A 15,729-nucleotide genomic window follows, 5' to 3' on the forward strand; every position below is an offset into this window, starting at 1 on the left:
TTCTATGACTGCAATTGGCGCCTTTATTAAAATCCCGTTACCCATTGTACCCTTTACATTGCAAATTATTGTTGTGTATTTAGCAGGTTCATTATTAGGAAGTAAGCGGGGCTTACAAAGTCAATTGGTTTATGTTCTCGTCGGTTTAGCTGGATTACCTGTCTTTACACAAGGGGGAGGTTTTATGTATGTATTACAGCCGACGTTTGGATATTTAATTGGCTTCGTTGCGGGTGCCTATACAATTGGCTTAATCATTGAACGTGTCGAGAAACCGACACGTAAACATTTTATTTTCGCAAATTTATTCGGCACTGCGGTCATTTATGCTTTTGGTGTCACTTATCTTTACGTGGCATTAAATCTTTGGCTAGATGTACCTACTAACCTATCACATGTACTTGCAGCTGGATTGTTTAGTACTGTAGGTGTTGACATTGTACTTGCTATTTTGACAAGTCTATTGGCTACACGTATATATCCATTATTTAATACAATTCATTCAACGAAGAGAGGCGTACAAAATGAACTGTCAAACACTAGCTCAAGAAGTTATTGATGGTAAGGAATTAACAAATGAGAAGATGCAATGGCGATATTAACAACAAAAGATGATGACTACTTTTTTCTTGTTGAACTAAAGGGGCAGGTTAGTTGAAGAGAGCGAAATTAAACTCTTTATGGAAATTGTAAATTAAGAAAATAATCCATTTTGTTCTCAAAATGGATTATTTTTATTTACATTTTTTAAATTTTGAAATATAGTTAATAAATATTAACCGGTTAAAAAGGAGGTTGCATTGTGCAGCAAAAGTCCATATTTATTATTGAAAGTTATGAACAGTTAAAGGTTATTAGTGATCCCTTACGTACTAAAATGTTGATTTTTTTGGTCGAACAGCCCCATACAGGCCAAATGCTTGCTCAAGAGCTTAACTTATCTAGAGCAAAAATTCTTTATCATCTTCGTGAACTGGAGAAACACAAAATCATTCAGCTCGTAAGAAAAGAAGAGCGAGGAGGAAATATATTAAAGTTTTACCAAGCTGTAGCTAGGGGGTTCATTCCGGCGGATCATTTATTAAATTATGTGGAATCAAAAGACGCTACTAGACAATCATACTTAGAAGTGATTGATCGTGCTAAAACAAGAGTGTTAACAGCTCCTGATAATTCCTTTGAATTAAATTCATCAAATGTAGAAGAATGGCCAAAACTCTCTATTCAAAAAGAATTTAAAGTAAGTAAAGAAAAATTTCTGGAATTTACGCGTAAGTATAGAGAACTCTTAGAAAAACTTGAAGAAAAAGATACTGATATAGAGAAGCAAAATTACTATTTAATGACCACTGCTTTTCAAATCGAAGAGCCTCTTTTTAAAAACAAGTAATGATTTTGAGGGAGGGAATTCTATTGAGTAGAAACCAAGCGTTAATAGAAACGAAGAATGACGTTGTTTCTTCAAGTTTGTTAAAAAATCGGGCATTTGTTTTTTTATGGCTATCGAGTACAACATCTTTTTTAGCGTTATCTACTTACTTGTTTGCTGAGCAATGGTATATCATCACAGTTCTAAATAAAGAAAGTGCTCTGGGGATTGTAATGATGGTGACTATGATTCCACGTGTAATCTTTATGACTATTGGCGGAGTGTGGGCTGACCGTTATAAAAGGTCTCAAATCATGCTTGTTTCAAGCCTAGTAAGATGTATATTGATTGTGGTTATGATCTTTTTTCTTCAATTGAGTATTCTCGAATTATGGCCGCTAATTTGCTTCGCATTATTGTTTGGTGTTCTAGATGCATTCTTTTCTCCAGCTAACACATCACTACTTCCATCCCTAGTTTCAAAGGATGTACTTACACGATCAAATTCATTTATACAGAGTTCAAATCAAATTGCTATGTTTTCTGGACCAATGATTGGTGGATGGGTGCTTACTGTTGGATCTTTTAGCCTTTTGTTTTCAATCATCGCTATCTTCTTGACTATGACTTTCTTTTTCTCGTTTTTAATAAAAGAAGATGTAAATACAATTCCACAAAAAAAGGGTTCGACAAAAGAGAAATTAAGAGAAGGATTAACCTATGTTTGGAAGATGCCCTTTCTAAAAAATATGCTCTTTATTCTAGTGATTATAAACTTTTTCTTTTTTGGTCCTCTACTTATGGGCATACCTCTCATAGTGGATAAAGTGATTCATGGAGTGGCTTTAGATTTAAGCTTCTTACAGAGTTCTTACCAAGGAGGGATGCTCGTTGGGGCAATAATTGTCGGGATACTTAACTTAAGAAAGAAAAGGGGATTGATCATCCTAATAATGATAACTTTCCTCGGAATTCTCCTGTCCCTACTTGGTCAAATCGGATTTCTTTGGCAAGGCATTGTCTTGCTTTCAATGATGGGTGTACTTTCATCCATTATTAATGTTTCACTCATCTCAACTATTCAAGAGCAAAGTGATGAAGAAAAAATGGGAAGAGTGATGAGCCTTATTAATGCCTCGTCTAATGGACTTGTTCCTCTCTCCTACGCTTTTGTGTCATTGGCTCTTGTCTTGAACCTAACAATCTCAAACATAATGCTTTTATGTGGAATCTTAATCGTGGTCATTTCAGTAATATTTACACTGAATTCAAAAGTAATAAAAGAAGTTAATTGATTTTTTGAAGACATAAGTAAAGGACCAATTAACAAATAGAAGACAGTTAATTGGTTCGGGAAATATTCAAAGAGAAGTTATTAATATTTGATAATAATGGGATCTATAAAGAAAAGAATTTATCAGTTAAACTGGCTACAAAAAGAGAATAACCCTTTGTTCAACTATCGAGGGTGTAGCTTTTTCTTATTCAACTAACGGAGTGCTTGTGCGGCCGAGCTTAGGTCGTATCATATAGCGGGTGGGATTCCCGCCGAGAAAGAACTAGCCATTCACTCGTAGCGAGTCTTGGAGGGCTACTGGTAACGTTAGCCTTTAAGCGTAGACAGTTAGGTGGCGGGCCGAAAGCCAACTGGTTGAAGGGATTGAGCTCCATAATGTTAGTAAAACGAGAGGGCTGATGCTTTAAGCACGGCAGAAAGCTACATTTTATCCATCGTTAAAGGCAAGAAGGATAAAACCTCTCTGGAGTCAGAGACCTTGGCACGTCACACATTGATATGATACGGCAACTCGGGAGGCCCTACCGGTCTTTTCTTATTATAGAAGAGTATGGTGTACAAGCGATAATAAGCAAGGTAACCAAATGCCGTTGTAGGGAGTCGGATAGCAGCGTAGTACCAATGAAGTTGGGTAATGCCGATGGAGGAAAGGCTGCTACCAAGTTATTACCCTTACTAGGGGTACATTTACTACACACTGAGGTAGAGATAATAAATGTAAACTAAACTAGTAAGGATAGCAGAATTAGTAAAAAATCCAAAAGAAAGAGATTAGGCTACATTTTGTGAATGGTGACTTGGAGGAGCCGTGTGCGTAAATAGCGCAAGCACGGTTCTGTGAGGGGGGAGTAACACAATCTACCGCAAGGTAGAGAGGTTCTCTTCTACTCGACTAGTTTAATAACCAGTTATTAATATACCCCAGAAAACCACTTGCCCTCACGATATCATAATTTACTATTTTTTAAACAATTCTCCTTTTGATTTACTTTATGATCTTGTTTCCATTAATGAACAAAAAAGGCTCGATCCAATAAATCGGACTGAGCCTTATAGGATAGAATTGTTTTATCAAATGACAGAATAACATTAGGTCATTCTGTAGCTTTATAATAAAGTTTGATTGAAAATGCCTCGCAAGCCCATATTTTAAAGTAAAATTAAAAGAATCCGTTTTGAAAAAAGATTGATCAAAACCGATTCATTCTAAGTGAAGTATTAGCGAATCTAAGAACCCGCTTAGAACGCTTTTCGTTGGTAAATAACAGTGGTAATCCCCCAAGAAATAACATAGCCTACAATGATAACAAGTGTCGCTCCCGTATATAAAGCCGGGATGGATAAATTGACAATAAAATCAGTTATTGTTGTGAAGTGTTCAGCTATAAACGATGCAATAGGCGGTGCTATCCATGTTAAAAGGATAAAGCTAATGAGAACAACTGTTGTAATATAGCCTGGTTTAAATATATGAAATAATGGGAAAGTAAACGCAGCAAATAATAAAAATAAGCCACTGCCAATCGCAATATCAGTAATCGTAAAAGGTTTATTGAAAGCAAATAATGCTAAACTTGTCACCCCAATAGATAAAATCATATATACGATAGCACCAAGATAGCGTGATGCGATAATTTCCATACGTGTGTAAGGTAAGGAATTTAATAATATATTCGTCTCTACTTTTTCATCGTAAGCATAAGTGTTAAAGGGAATAAAAATACTGGCAACCAGAAAAATCAAAGCTGGAGGTGCGCCCATAATGATAAAGAATAAGATAAAAGGAATAAAGATTAATAACTGCCTTTTCTGTAGTATGACATCACGTCTGATTAAATTAAACATGGTGTATGCCCCCTTTAAAGTAATACATGATATCGTCCAGAGAGGCTCGTTCAATGACAACTGAGTCTCCGAAAGTATTTTGCACTGCTTTAATATTATCCGTTAATGCTTCAAATCCTGTCGATGCACGATGAACATGAACAAATGCCTTTTCAGTGTCTCTATCCAGAAGATCCAATCCTCCTTTAACGAGCGCATAGTTTTCAGCTACGTCGTGAATGGACTGATTAAATACTAATTCCCCACTCTGCATAAAAGATATATAATCTGCGATACGATCTAAATCTGTTGTAATATGCGTAGAGAAGAAAATGGTACGGTTACCTTCAATCATTAATTCCTGTAAAAGAGCCAACAGCTCTCGTCTAAAAATAGGGTCTAAGCCTGCTGTTGGCTCATCCATAATGATCAGCTCTGCATGATGTGATAATGCTATCGCCAATGATGCTTTCATTTGCATCCCTTTTGAGAAAGTTTTCATCGCTTTATTAAGCGGTAATTCGAATTGTTCAACATATTGATAAAATAGTGTATCATCCCAGTGTTTGTAAGCTGGTGCTACAATGCGTTTTATATCTTTTAAGTTCATCCCTTCAAAAAATACATTGCCATCGTATACAAACCCAATGCGCTCCTTAATCGCCTTCTCATGATTCTTGTAATCCAACCCGAAAAGCTTAATTTCCCCGGAATCTGGCTTTAATAGATTCATCATCATTTTTATCGTTGTTGACTTACCAGCACCATTTGCTCCAATGAACCCTGTTACAAAGCCTTGCTGCACTTGTAAATCAATATTTTTAACGGAAAAATCTTTAAATTTTTTCGTGACATTTTTTAATTCAATCACATTTTCCATTTTTTCACTCCTCATATAAAATCTTCATTAATTGCTGTAGTTCATCAAGTGATAGCCCAATTTCTCTGCTATTCGTTATGACTGCACTCAACTGCTCCTCAATGACCTTCAGCTTTTTCTCTCTCATGACCTCTAAATTTTGCTCTGCGACAAAAGAACCTTTTCCGACAATGGAATAGATAAAGCCCGCCTTCTCCAATTCCTCATAGGCACGTTTCGTGGTAATTACACTAATTTGTAAATCCTTTGCGAGATTACGCATGGAAGGTAATGCTGTCCCCTCCTGTAGTTCACCTGCTAAAATTAACGATTTAACTTGATTCGTAATTTGTTCATAAATCGGCTCCTTTGAACTGTTGGAAATAATTATTTGCATGCTAATCCCTCTTCTTTATTTTTTTGAAAACATACTTGAAATAATGTCATGTACTGCTTGAATCAGTATAGCGATAACGTGAATTGTCATGAACATATTAAAAAATGGAAAGGAATAAGGGGTAATCCATTCAGTAAAGAGCTTCAAGTCCAAAATCCATCTTGCTATCCTGGCAAATAAGTTACCACTATCGTTTATGTTTGGCTCCAGGAAAGTGCCATCAACGGCGATAAAGATCAATTGAACAATTAAAAATATACCAATAGTGATCATCCAGCGTTTTGCTAGATTAATATTATGAGTTTTTACTGTTTCTGTCATTTGAACACCTCTCCTCTAATGCTTCATCGTTTTGAGTATTTACTAAATTCAAACCCTCTAAAGAGTATAAGTGTAGTGGTTGTTACACTTTTATTAATTGTCATTGAAGACCGATTTACATATAATAACCTACACTTTTATATAATGTATATATACTATATTCACATTATATACACAAGTGAGACATCGTGCAACCATTTTTATTTGAAACGAAAGAAAATTTTATATATACCTGTAGAATTAAAATAAAGTTTGAATACAAAGCCACCTAAATTCTTATTTAACAACAAAAGAAGCAACTCTATTTTGAAAAAAGATTGATCAAAAAGAAGCTGCTTCTTTTGTTTAAGTATGTGATTTTTATAAAAAAGTTTAATTACTTCTTATAAGTCGAAATTCTTCCTTTTCAAAGGAAGAATTGAGGGATTAATATAATTATGAATAATATTCTTCAACTAATAGGAGCATTGATCCGATGAGGATTAATGCTCTTTTTTGTTGAACAGGACAATTATTGGGAACTAATTTCAACCTTAAGATGCATCAAATCTCGGTCTTGAGATGTACAAAAAATTTTAAATTATCTGTTAGATTTAAATTGTGAAAGAAGAACTTATATGGAGGTGACTTATGTATAACAGAATAATATGCAATGACATTTTGAAGAGCAAAGCGATAACGTTGACAACAATGATATTTGTCGCTGCTGCGGCTATGCTTGTTTCGCTCGCGGCGATACTCGTCGTCAATCTTTCGGGCTCGTTAGATACACTTATGAAACATGCTAAAACTCCGCATTTTATGCAGATGCATTCGGGTGAAATTGATACTGCTAGGCTTGCATCATTTGCGGAGCAAAATAGCAATGTCGATGATTATCAGGTGGTTGAATTTCTTAACATTGACAGTGCGCAGATTATATTGGGCGATAATTCGCTTGCGAATAGAGTTCAGGATAACGGCTTCAGCATACAAAACGAAAAATTCGATTATCTTCTTGATCTTAACGGTAACATCATCAACGTATCCGACGGTGAAATTTATGTTCCAATAAGTTATATGAGGGACAACACCACAAAGGTAGGTGACAAGGCGGTAATAAGCGGGAAGGAATTTACCGTTGCGGGATTTCTCCGTGATTCAACTATGAATTCTTCGCTCTCCGCGTCAAAGCGATTTCTTGTAAGCATCAATGATTTCGCGGAAATTAAAGACCTTGGAAGTATCGAGTATCTGATTGAGTTTAGATTAAAGGATTTCTCGGCGATAGGTGAATTTGAAACAGCTTATGCTTCCGCAGGACTTGAAGCGAACGGACCAACAGTTACATATACGCTTTTCAAAACGATGAACGCCATTTCAGACGGGATGATGATTGCGGTTATCCTTCTTGTAAGCGCACTTGTCGTTGCCATCGCATTTATGAGCATACGTTTTACGCTCCTTGCAAAAATTGAAGATGACTACCGTGAAATTGGTGTTATGAAAGCAATAGGGCTTCATCTTTCCGATATAAAGAAGATTTATCTTGCGAAATATGCAGCTATTGCAGCGGCAGGTAGTATTCTTGGTTTTATTCTTTCGCTTATGTTTCAAGGCATTCTTATTGAAAATATACGACTTTTTATGGGCGAAAGCGAAAATTCTTCTTTTGCAATAGTTTTAGGAATCATTGGAATACTAGTTGTATTTCTTGCAATTGTTGCTTATGTATATGGAGTGCTGAAACGTTTTCGGAAAATCTCCGCTGCGGAAGCTATACGCTTTGGTACTTCTCAGGAAAACAAGGCTGGTGCTAAGCGTTTTTCCTTAATTAAAAACAGACTGTTTAGTACGAATATTTTTCTCGGAATCAAGGATGTCTTCGCAAGAAAAAGACTTTACGCCACAATGCTTTTGGTACTAGTGATTTCAGCATTTATAATTATTGTTCCGCAGAACCTTTACAACACGATTTCTGAAAAAAGCTTCATTCAATATATGGGAATCGGAAACTACGATTTGCGCATACAGACCAATATAACTGACGAAAGCGATGAAATTGTGAAGACAATAGACAGCGACAGTGCCGTTTCGAAATATGCTGTTATGACAACTAAGACTTTCAAAGTAAAAACGAGTAACGGGTCAGAGGAAAATATAAAAGTTGAACTTGGTGACCATTCGGCATTTCCTATAGAGTATTCTGAGGGGAGAGCTCCTGCTGCAGAAAACGAAATCTCTCTTTCGTCTATAAACGCCGATGACCTGGGCAAAAAGGTCGGCGAGATCATAACGCTGGTGATTGAAGGAAAGAAGAAAGATCTCACGGTAAGCGGAATATATTCGGATGTCACCAACGGCGGCAAAACCGCAAAGGCTGTATTCACCGACAATTCGGCGAGCGTCATGTGGACCATCGTCTGTGTTGAACTTTCGGATAAATCTCTTGTCGACAGCAAAGTTTTAGGATATTCGGACAAATTCGATTTTGCAAAGACTTCCGACATTGATGAATTTGTTTCTCAGACCCTCGGCTCGACAATAAGTTCCGTTGAAATGGCTTCCTACGGCGCAATTGCCGTTGCACTGGTTATTACGGTACTGGTTACACTGTTGTTCATGAAAATGCTTATTGCAAAGGACAGATATTCCATTGCCGTCATGAAAGCGCTCAGTTTTACAAACTCGGATATTAAGACACAGTATGTTTCTCGTTCGGTTTTCGTTCTGATTGTCGGAATTATTCTGGGTACGTTTCTCGCGAACACTCTCGGAGAGGTCCTTGCTGGCGTGCTTATCGCTTCGTTTGGAGCGTCAACTTTTAATTTTACAGTCAATCCTCTTTCAGCGTATCTGCTTAGTCCGCTGATGATGATAGTTGCAGTGCTTATCGCTACAATGTTGGGCACATCAGGTGCTGGACAAATAAAAATTTCCGACAATATAAAGGAGTAGGCATATGAAAAAGATTATTATTGGTGATAACATTGTAAAATCTTTTGGCGTGGAGGATGAACAACGTAATGTTCTCGACGGAGTGTCCGTTGAAATAACTGAGGGTGAATTCGTTGCAGTTATGGGGCCTTCGGGATCGGGAAAATCTACACTAATGTTTGCTTTGAGTGGAATGGACAGCGTCAACGGCGGAAAGGTCGTTTTTGATGGAATGGATCTAACGGAGGTCGGGGAGAAAGAGCTTTCAGAAATACGCAGAACAAAAATGGGATTTATATTTCAGCAGCCTACTATGCTGAAAAATCTAAATATCCTCGATAACATTATTCTTCCGTCAATGCGCGACAACAGAAAAAACGCACCAAAAATATCTGAGAAGGCAAGAATGCTAATGGAAAGGGTAGGCATTGGAGATCTTGAAAAGCGCGATATTACACAGGTTTCGGGAGGTCAGCTTCAGCGTGCGGGAATATGCCGAGCGCTTATGAACAACCCGAAAATCATCTTCGGTGATGAACCTACTGGCGCGCTCAACTCTAAATCTTCGGAGGAGATTATGGACATATTTTCCGAAATCAACGCGGACGGAACTGCGCTTATGCTTGTAACTCATGACGCAAAGGTTGCGGCGAGGACAGATCGTATTATGTTTATGCGTGACGGAAAAATCGTGAGCGAGTTGAAGCTTCCGAAGTTTGACGGGAAGGATATTGAAGTTAGAGTCGATGAAGTTACAGTTAAAATGAGGGAAGTAGGAATATGATTTGTTGTATTACCGATAGATTTAAAGAGAATACTGAAAAAGAAATATAGAATTGTATTAAGTGGATTCCTGCATAACACTCTTGCATTTAGACGGTAGTTTTGCTGACAAATGGTAGTTTGTTATAGGATAATGGTGTTGTATATGTATATAATGGGCAAAATATTAGGGGAAATACTTCAAAAAGAAGGAAGTGCTAAACGATGAATTTAGAAATGGTTATGCAGGAGCTTGAAGACCTTGGCAAGGAACGATCGAAAAAAATGTACATGTCCAATGGTGCACATGAGCCGCTTTTTGGTGTAGCAACAGGTGCTATGAAACCAATCGTGAAAAAAATAAAAATAAATCAGCCTTTAGCTGAAGAGCTGTATGCAACAGGGAACTACGATGCGATGTACTTTGCAGGCATTATTGCAGATCCAAAAGCCATGACTGAGTCGGATTATGATCGTTGGATGGACGCGGCGTATTTTTATATGCTGTCCGATTATGTAGTGGCCGTAACGTTATCAGAGTCAGATATTGCACAAGAAGTTGCTGATAAATGGATCGCAAGCGGTGAAGAGCTGAGAATGTCAGCGGGCTGGAGTTGCTACTGTTGGCTTTTAGGGAATCGGAAAGACGTTGAATTTTCAGAAAGTAAGATTTCCGATATGCTTGATATGGTGAAAAATACGATTCATGATTCGCCAGAACGAGCCAAATCCGCTATGAATAATTTTGTATACACGGTGGGGACTTCCTATCTGCCGCTCCATGAAAAGGCAGTCGAGACTGCAAAGGTAATAGGAATAGTCGAAGTTAAACGGGACCAGAAAAAAAGCAGTTTCCTAAATGCTAACGAAAATATTCAAAAAGAAGTCGATAAAGGAAGAATTGGTTTTAAACGCAAGCATGTAAGATGTTAAAATTAGCCTCGCATCGCGAACCCTGGAGATATTTTAGAATACAAAAGTGATGAAGAAACTCAAGAATGATAGACCAAAAATTTCTTCAGTAACAGTTAATTACTTAATGATTATTGAGCTGTTTATACAGCTCTTTTTTTATTCAACTAAAGGAGAAGGTTAGTTGAAGAATGATTTTTCTATTGTCAGGGGTGTAGTTCGGGATTACTAGTGATGAACCGTATCGTAAGTAAATGAGGTTCTAACACGGGGGCTTTATGCAAGTATGGAGCCAGTGTGCAATTTCAAAAAGCTTTATAAACAGCCATGACGAAACAAACATATAAATATAATAAGAGGTAGTTCCTACAAGTGTATTTGTAATAAGGGACTGCCTTTTTTGTATCAGCATTGGTTAACGTATTTGCAAGGTATATAGATCGATTTTGCTGGAAAGGAGGATATTCTTATGAAGAATAAAAGCGAAATCATGGAGATCATTCAGCAATTGGATCATCATATTGCAGATGATTTTGAGGCACAGGACCTAGACTTTAAACAATGGAATTTTAGTGCTGTGGAGGAAAACATCAATAAAATGATTAAATACGCTGTTTGTATGGCAAATGGCGGCGGTGGTAGCGTTGTTTTCGGCGTGGCCGACAAAATGCAGGGAATAGACAATGTTTTAATAGGGATTCCATTTGATGTAGACATAGAAGAATTACAAAAAAGGATATTTGAAAATACGGATCCACACATAACCCCTTCATTTGATGAAATATTTTATAAAGATCATTCAATCCGGCTCTTGGTTATGAACGTTTTGCCGGAAACACCGCCTTATACAACAACAAATGGTTCAGCAACCATTAGGCAAGGAAAAGAGTGTCTGCCGTACAGAAACAATTCGTAGGGGATAGTCTGATTTTATGATTGGGTAAAGGGGCCCTTCTATTTATTAAACATAAGTTACAGCATGAATACTCTCACTTAGTACCATTACGGAGAACCGTATCAAAAGTAAGCGAGGTTAAAAAAAGAACCACTTAGAACGTTGTTGTGACAACGGTTTAGGTGGTTCTTTTTAAAAGGAATCATCCAAATGCAACTATTTCTAATATAACAAAATCAGGGAGAAATTTTAAAACTTGCTCAAAGCTCGAAAATTTTTCCTCATTTGAATATAGATCTGTACCTAAAAAATCATAACCTAATCAGAAGACAGAGGTCGGTTGGTCAAACTGTAGGCAGACTGTTTCTCTACTTTCCTTCGAGCTATTGGTACTTTAGTTGAGTAAGACACAATAAGATAACTCTTTTTCATTATTTAACAATCTAGGCGCATAGATCTAATAGATCAAGCGTCTTTTTTTGTGCAAGATTGTGTAATTATACGTACTTTTATTGAGAGAATATATGATAATGTCAAATAAATGAATTTCATATTCATGAAATTATTTCATAATATATTGTGTATTGATCTGGTATGTATTATATTATTCATAAAAATGAAATTTGGGGTGAAGTGATGAATATAGGAATGGAAATAAAGAAATTGAGGACTGAAAAAGGAATTACTTTGAAAGAGTTAAGTGAAAAAAGCGAACTATCTGTTGGATTTCTCTCCCAATTAGAAAGAGGGCTTACTACCATAGCAGTTGATTCACTTGAAAAACTAGCTGATATATTGGAAGTACATTTAACACATTTTTTTGATTATCCACTTAAAAGGAAAGATATGGTTTTAAGAAGTTATGAACAAGAAATAATGGATTCAGTAGAAGGAGGTTTTATTAAGTATAGTTTGAGTACAAATTTGGAAAATAAACAACTTGTTCCAAGGCTTATAGAAATTCTTCCTCAAAAGAAAGATGAAGAAATATTATCCTATAAGCATGAGGGAGAAGAGTTCATTTATGTTTTAGAGGGTATATTAACAATTTACATAAATGATAAGAGGCATGAAGTATATCCTGGTGACAGTGTTCATATGGACTCAAATATTGCCCACAATTGGGCTAATTATACTAATAAAAAGGTCAAGCTTATAGCTGTTAATACGCCTAATTATATCTACAATAGAGGGTTTTATACTACAGATGCTGATTAGTAAAGACATTATATAAAGTTAATAGAAAGTGATAATAACAATGGATAAATTAATATTATATCTAATCGGTTCTTTTTTTGTAATCGGAGCTATTGATTATATTACCGGAAATCATTTGAAACTGGGTGGGAAATTTGAGGAAGGCATAAAGACCATGGGGGCTTTAGGGTTTGGCATGATAGGAATAATTTCTTTAGTCCCTATATTTACAAATTTTTTATCTGCTGTGATTATTCCAATCTGTAGAGTTTTTCATCTAGATCCTTCTATAGTTCCTGCAGCATTTTTAGCTGTAGATATGGGGGGCTATCAAATGGCTAATAAGCTAGCATTGACAGAGGAAATGGGGGCATTCTCAGGAATTATCATTGCATCTACTTTAGGAGCGACAATTAGTTTTTCAATACCTGTCGCGTTAGGGATGCTTTCTAAAGAGGATGAAAAATATTTTTCTAAGGGTGTGTTGGTTGGAATTATTACTATACCAATAGGATGTCTTGCAGCAGGCTTATGGCAAAAAATAAATATCAATATATTAGTATGGAATCTGGTACCTATATTTGTTTTTGCCATTATTTTAGGGGTAGGGTTATTAAAAGCTCCTCATGTTTTTATAAAAGTTTTTAATGTATTTGGAAAGTTTATAATGAGTTTGAGTATTGTTGGATTACTTTTACAAGGTATAGATGTGATATTTGGTGTAAGGCTTGTCTCAGGATTAGCACCACTATCTGAATCTACTGTTATAGTAGTCAAGATCGCATTTGTTTTAGGTGGAGCATATCCTATGCTAGCACTTATTAATCGAATTTTTAAAAATAGTTTTGAAAAAATAGGGGAGAAGTTTGGAATTAATTCAGTATCAGTAGCAGGTATTCTAGGAAGTTTAGCTAGTAATCTGTTGATATTTGGAACATATAAGGAAATGAATCCTAAAGGAAAAGTGGTATGTACTGCCTTTGGAGTAAGTGGAGCATTTGTATTTGGTGGTCAACTCGGATTTGTGTCAGGAGTAGCCCCAGAAATGTTAGGCGCATTTATAATATCAAAGCTTACAGCCGGAATAATTAGTATAGTACTAGCCGTATGGCTGTATGACCGTGAAAGTAAAGAATTTAGTCTTAAGGAAAATGGAGGTATTAGTAATGAATATCAGAGTTAGGGTCGAAAAGTTAAGGCAGCTAATGAAAGAAAATCAGATGGATGCTTATATAATTCCTAGTTTTGATGCACATCAGAGTGAATATGTAGCAGAACATTGGAAAGGTAGACAATGGATATCAGGGTTTACAGGGTCTGCAGGTACTGTAGTTATTACATTAGAGGATGCTGGGTTATGGACAGATGGCAGATACTATATTCAAGCTGAAAAGCAGCTTGAGAGCTCAGGAATCAGATTATTTAGAATGGTGGATCCAGGGGTACCATTTTATACAGAATGGCTAGCAGATGTTCTTAAAGAAGGAAGCACTGTGGGCTTTGATGGAAATGTTTTTTCAATAAATATGGTTAAAAAGATGGAAAAAGATCTAAAAGCAAAGAGAATAGTATTAAAAATGAATCAAGATTTAATAAGTGATCTGTGGGAAGATAGACCGGAGATTCCTAAAGGGCCAATTTTTACTCATGACGTAAAATATGCAGGCAAATCACGAGTAGAAAAATTAAATGAAGTAAGAGAAGAAATGAAAAATAAAGGAGCAAATTATTATATTTTAACTTCCCTTGATGACATTGCATGGCTTTTGAATATAAGAGGGGACGATGTGCCTAACAATCCAATTGTAATAGCTAATGTAATCGTAGCAGAACATAAATGTTATTTATTTATTGATTCTTGCAAGGTTCCCCCTTTGGTTAAATTAGAACTGGAGGATGAAGGAATCGAGTTAAAAGCGAATCATGAAATACAAACATTCTTGGAAAATCTTTCAGGCGGAGATGCCGTTATTTTAGATACGAATAAAACAAATATCAGATTATATAATGCCATTAACAGTAATACAAAGAGAATTGAAAGTCCTAACATCACTACTAATTTAAAAGCTATTAAAAATGAAGTTGAGATAAAAAATTTAAAATGGTGTGAAATAAAAGATGGTTTAGCCATGGTGAAATTAATAAAATGGCTAAAAAACTCTGTAGATAAAGAAGAAATTACAGAGATTACTGCAGAAGAAAGATTAGAGGATTTCAGAAGAGGGCAGGAAGGATTTGTTGGACCTAGCTTTGATACGATAGCAGGCTATAAAGAACATGCTGCGATGATGCATTATAAAGCCAATAAAGAAACCCAATATACTCTTAAGAATGAAGGTCTTTTTTTAATTGATTCAGGCGGACAGTATTATGATGGAACAACAGATATTACAAGAACGATTGTTTTAGGAAAACTTACCGATGAACAAAAAAGAGATTTTACTTTGGTGTTAAAAGGATTTATTGCATTAAGCTCAGTAAAATATTTATACGGAGCAACAGGCTCTAACTTAGATGTTTTAGCAAGACAACCAATTTGGCAGTATGGTTTGGACTATAAATGCGGAACTGGACATGGGGTAGGTTTTTTCTTGAATGTTCATGAAGGACCACAAAGCTTAAGGAATGATAATAATAATGTTGTATTAGAAAAAGGCATGATTATTACGAATGAACCGGGAATATACCTCGAAGGTAAATATGGAATTAGAATTGAAAATATGATGTTAGTAGTTGAAGATGAGAAAACAGAGTTTGGTCAATTTATGAAGTTTGAAGCAATCACGTATTGCCCTATTGATTTAGCCGGTATCAATAAAGACATGTTAACAGAGAGTGAAAAGCAATGGTTAAACAGTTATCATCAAGAGGTATACACAAAGCTAGCTCCTTATTTAAATGAAGAAGAGAGAGTATGGCTAAGGGAAGAAACTAGGGAAATATAAATAGGCATTGCTGAATATCGCCTTAAAGTATAAAA

At 36.0% G+C, this 15,729-nt stretch carries 14 protein-coding genes; 10 read left to right on the plus strand and 4 right to left on the minus strand.

The window, feature by feature from the left end; translation table 11 throughout:
• Window positions 1-4 precede the first annotated feature (4 nt).
• The 3 genes from FG384_RS07100 to FG384_RS07110 all read left to right on the plus strand — a co-directional run bounded on the left by FG384_RS07100 (window position 5) and on the right by FG384_RS07110 (window position 2,664).
• Window positions 5-559, plus strand: coding sequence for a biotin transporter BioY (locus tag FG384_RS07100; protein ID WP_142641966.1), 555 nt, complete (start codon window positions 5-7; stop codon window positions 557-559).
• Between the two features lie 243 nt (window positions 560-802).
• Window positions 803-1,390 (plus strand): ArsR/SmtB family transcription factor, encoded by a 588-nt coding sequence (locus FG384_RS07105; RefSeq protein ID WP_057990180.1) that lies wholly within the window; start codon window positions 803-805, stop codon window positions 1,388-1,390.
• Window positions 1,391-1,413: 23 nt separating this feature from the next.
• Window positions 1,414-2,664 (plus strand): MFS transporter, encoded by a 1,251-nt coding sequence (locus FG384_RS07110; RefSeq protein WP_240793364.1) that lies wholly within the window; start codon window positions 1,414-1,416, stop codon window positions 2,662-2,664.
• Between the two features lie 1,241 nt (window positions 2,665-3,905).
• Here the strand turns inward: FG384_RS07110 and FG384_RS07115 are convergent.
• From FG384_RS07115 to FG384_RS07130, 4 genes are read right to left on the minus strand one after another with little or no spacing between them, the layout of a single operon-like run.
• Window positions 3,906-4,511: an ABC-2 transporter permease gene (locus FG384_RS07115; protein ID WP_142641900.1), complete on the minus strand. Its 606-nt coding sequence runs from the start codon at window positions 4,509-4,511 to the stop codon at window positions 3,906-3,908.
• Window positions 4,504-5,370: an ABC transporter ATP-binding protein gene (locus FG384_RS07120; protein ID WP_142641901.1), complete on the minus strand. Its 867-nt coding sequence runs from the start codon at window positions 5,368-5,370 to the stop codon at window positions 4,504-4,506. The genes FG384_RS07115 and FG384_RS07120 overlap by 8 nt, the downstream gene beginning before the upstream one ends.
• Before the next feature lie 4 nt (window positions 5,371-5,374).
• Window positions 5,375-5,746 (minus strand): GntR family transcriptional regulator, encoded by a 372-nt coding sequence (locus FG384_RS07125; protein ID WP_142641902.1) that lies wholly within the window; start codon window positions 5,744-5,746, stop codon window positions 5,375-5,377.
• Window positions 5,747-5,761: 15 nt separating this feature from the next.
• Window positions 5,762-6,067, minus strand: a complete 306-nt coding sequence (locus FG384_RS07130; RefSeq protein ID WP_142641903.1) for a YfzA family protein — start codon at window positions 6,065-6,067, stop codon at window positions 5,762-5,764.
• A gap of 630 nt (window positions 6,068-6,697) precedes the next feature.
• Here FG384_RS07130 and FG384_RS07135 point away from each other — a divergent pair.
• From FG384_RS07135 to FG384_RS07165, 7 genes are all read left to right on the plus strand, one after another.
• Complete coding sequence (locus tag FG384_RS07135; protein ID WP_142641904.1) at window positions 6,698-9,004, plus strand: ABC transporter permease; 2,307 nt, start codon at window positions 6,698-6,700, stop codon at window positions 9,002-9,004.
• 4 nt (window positions 9,005-9,008) lie between these two features.
• Window positions 9,009-9,767: an ABC transporter ATP-binding protein gene (locus FG384_RS07140; RefSeq protein ID WP_142641905.1), complete on the plus strand. Its 759-nt coding sequence runs from the start codon at window positions 9,009-9,011 to the stop codon at window positions 9,765-9,767.
• A gap of 203 nt (window positions 9,768-9,970) precedes the next feature.
• Complete coding sequence (locus tag FG384_RS07145; RefSeq protein WP_142641906.1) at window positions 9,971-10,678, plus strand: DNA alkylation repair protein; 708 nt, start codon at window positions 9,971-9,973, stop codon at window positions 10,676-10,678.
• Window positions 10,679-11,126: 448 nt separating this feature from the next.
• Window positions 11,127-11,573, plus strand: a complete 447-nt coding sequence (locus FG384_RS07150; RefSeq protein WP_142641907.1) for an ATP-binding protein — start codon at window positions 11,127-11,129, stop codon at window positions 11,571-11,573.
• Between the two features lie 615 nt (window positions 11,574-12,188).
• Entirely contained in the window at window positions 12,189-12,770 is a 582-nt protein-coding gene (locus FG384_RS07155; RefSeq protein WP_142641908.1) for a helix-turn-helix domain-containing protein, read from the plus strand.
• A 40-nt stretch (window positions 12,771-12,810) separates the two neighbouring features.
• A complete protein-coding gene (eutH, locus tag FG384_RS07160; protein ID WP_142641909.1) occupies window positions 12,811-13,932 on the plus strand; it encodes an ethanolamine utilization protein EutH in 1,122 nt (373 codons plus the stop codon).
• Window positions 13,916-15,694: an aminopeptidase P family protein gene (locus FG384_RS07165; protein WP_142641910.1), complete on the plus strand. Its 1,779-nt coding sequence runs from the start codon at window positions 13,916-13,918 to the stop codon at window positions 15,692-15,694. Before eutH ends, FG384_RS07165 begins: the two co-directional genes overlap by 17 nt.
• Window positions 15,695-15,729: the final 35 nt, after the last annotated feature.

Source organism: Psychrobacillus vulpis, from assembly GCF_006861825.1.
Lineage (GTDB): Bacteria > Bacillota > Bacilli > Bacillales_A > Planococcaceae > Psychrobacillus > Psychrobacillus vulpis.

What these genes read in the sequence shown, in the direction of transcription:
- FG384_RS07115 (WP_142641900.1), bottom strand. Translation starts at nt 4,511, where the DNA reads ATGTTTAATTTAATCAGACGTGATGTCATACTACAGAAAAGGCAGTTA.
- FG384_RS07130 (WP_142641903.1), bottom strand. Translation starts at nt 6,067, where the DNA reads ATGACAGAAACAGTAAAAACTCATAATATTAATCTAGCAAAACGCTGG.
- eutH (WP_142641909.1), top strand. Translation starts at nt 12,811, where the DNA reads ATGGATAAATTAATATTATATCTAATCGGTTCTTTTTTTGTAATCGGA.
- FG384_RS07145 (WP_142641906.1), top strand. Translation starts at nt 9,971, where the DNA reads ATGAATTTAGAAATGGTTATGCAGGAGCTTGAAGACCTTGGCAAGGAA.
- FG384_RS07100 (WP_142641966.1), top strand. Translation starts at nt 5, where the DNA reads ATGACTGCAATTGGCGCCTTTATTAAAATCCCGTTACCCATTGTACCC.
- FG384_RS07150 (WP_142641907.1), top strand. Translation starts at nt 11,127, where the DNA reads ATGAAGAATAAAAGCGAAATCATGGAGATCATTCAGCAATTGGATCAT.
- FG384_RS07140 (WP_142641905.1), top strand. Translation starts at nt 9,009, where the DNA reads ATGAAAAAGATTATTATTGGTGATAACATTGTAAAATCTTTTGGCGTG.
- FG384_RS07125 (WP_142641902.1), bottom strand. Translation starts at nt 5,746, where the DNA reads ATGCAAATAATTATTTCCAACAGTTCAAAGGAGCCGATTTATGAACAA.
- FG384_RS07120 (WP_142641901.1), bottom strand. Translation starts at nt 5,370, where the DNA reads ATGGAAAATGTGATTGAATTAAAAAATGTCACGAAAAAATTTAAAGAT.
- FG384_RS07135 (WP_142641904.1), top strand. Translation starts at nt 6,698, where the DNA reads ATGTATAACAGAATAATATGCAATGACATTTTGAAGAGCAAAGCGATA.
- FG384_RS07155 (WP_142641908.1), top strand. Translation starts at nt 12,189, where the DNA reads ATGAATATAGGAATGGAAATAAAGAAATTGAGGACTGAAAAAGGAATT.
- FG384_RS07165 (WP_142641910.1), top strand. Translation starts at nt 13,916, where the DNA reads ATGAATATCAGAGTTAGGGTCGAAAAGTTAAGGCAGCTAATGAAAGAA.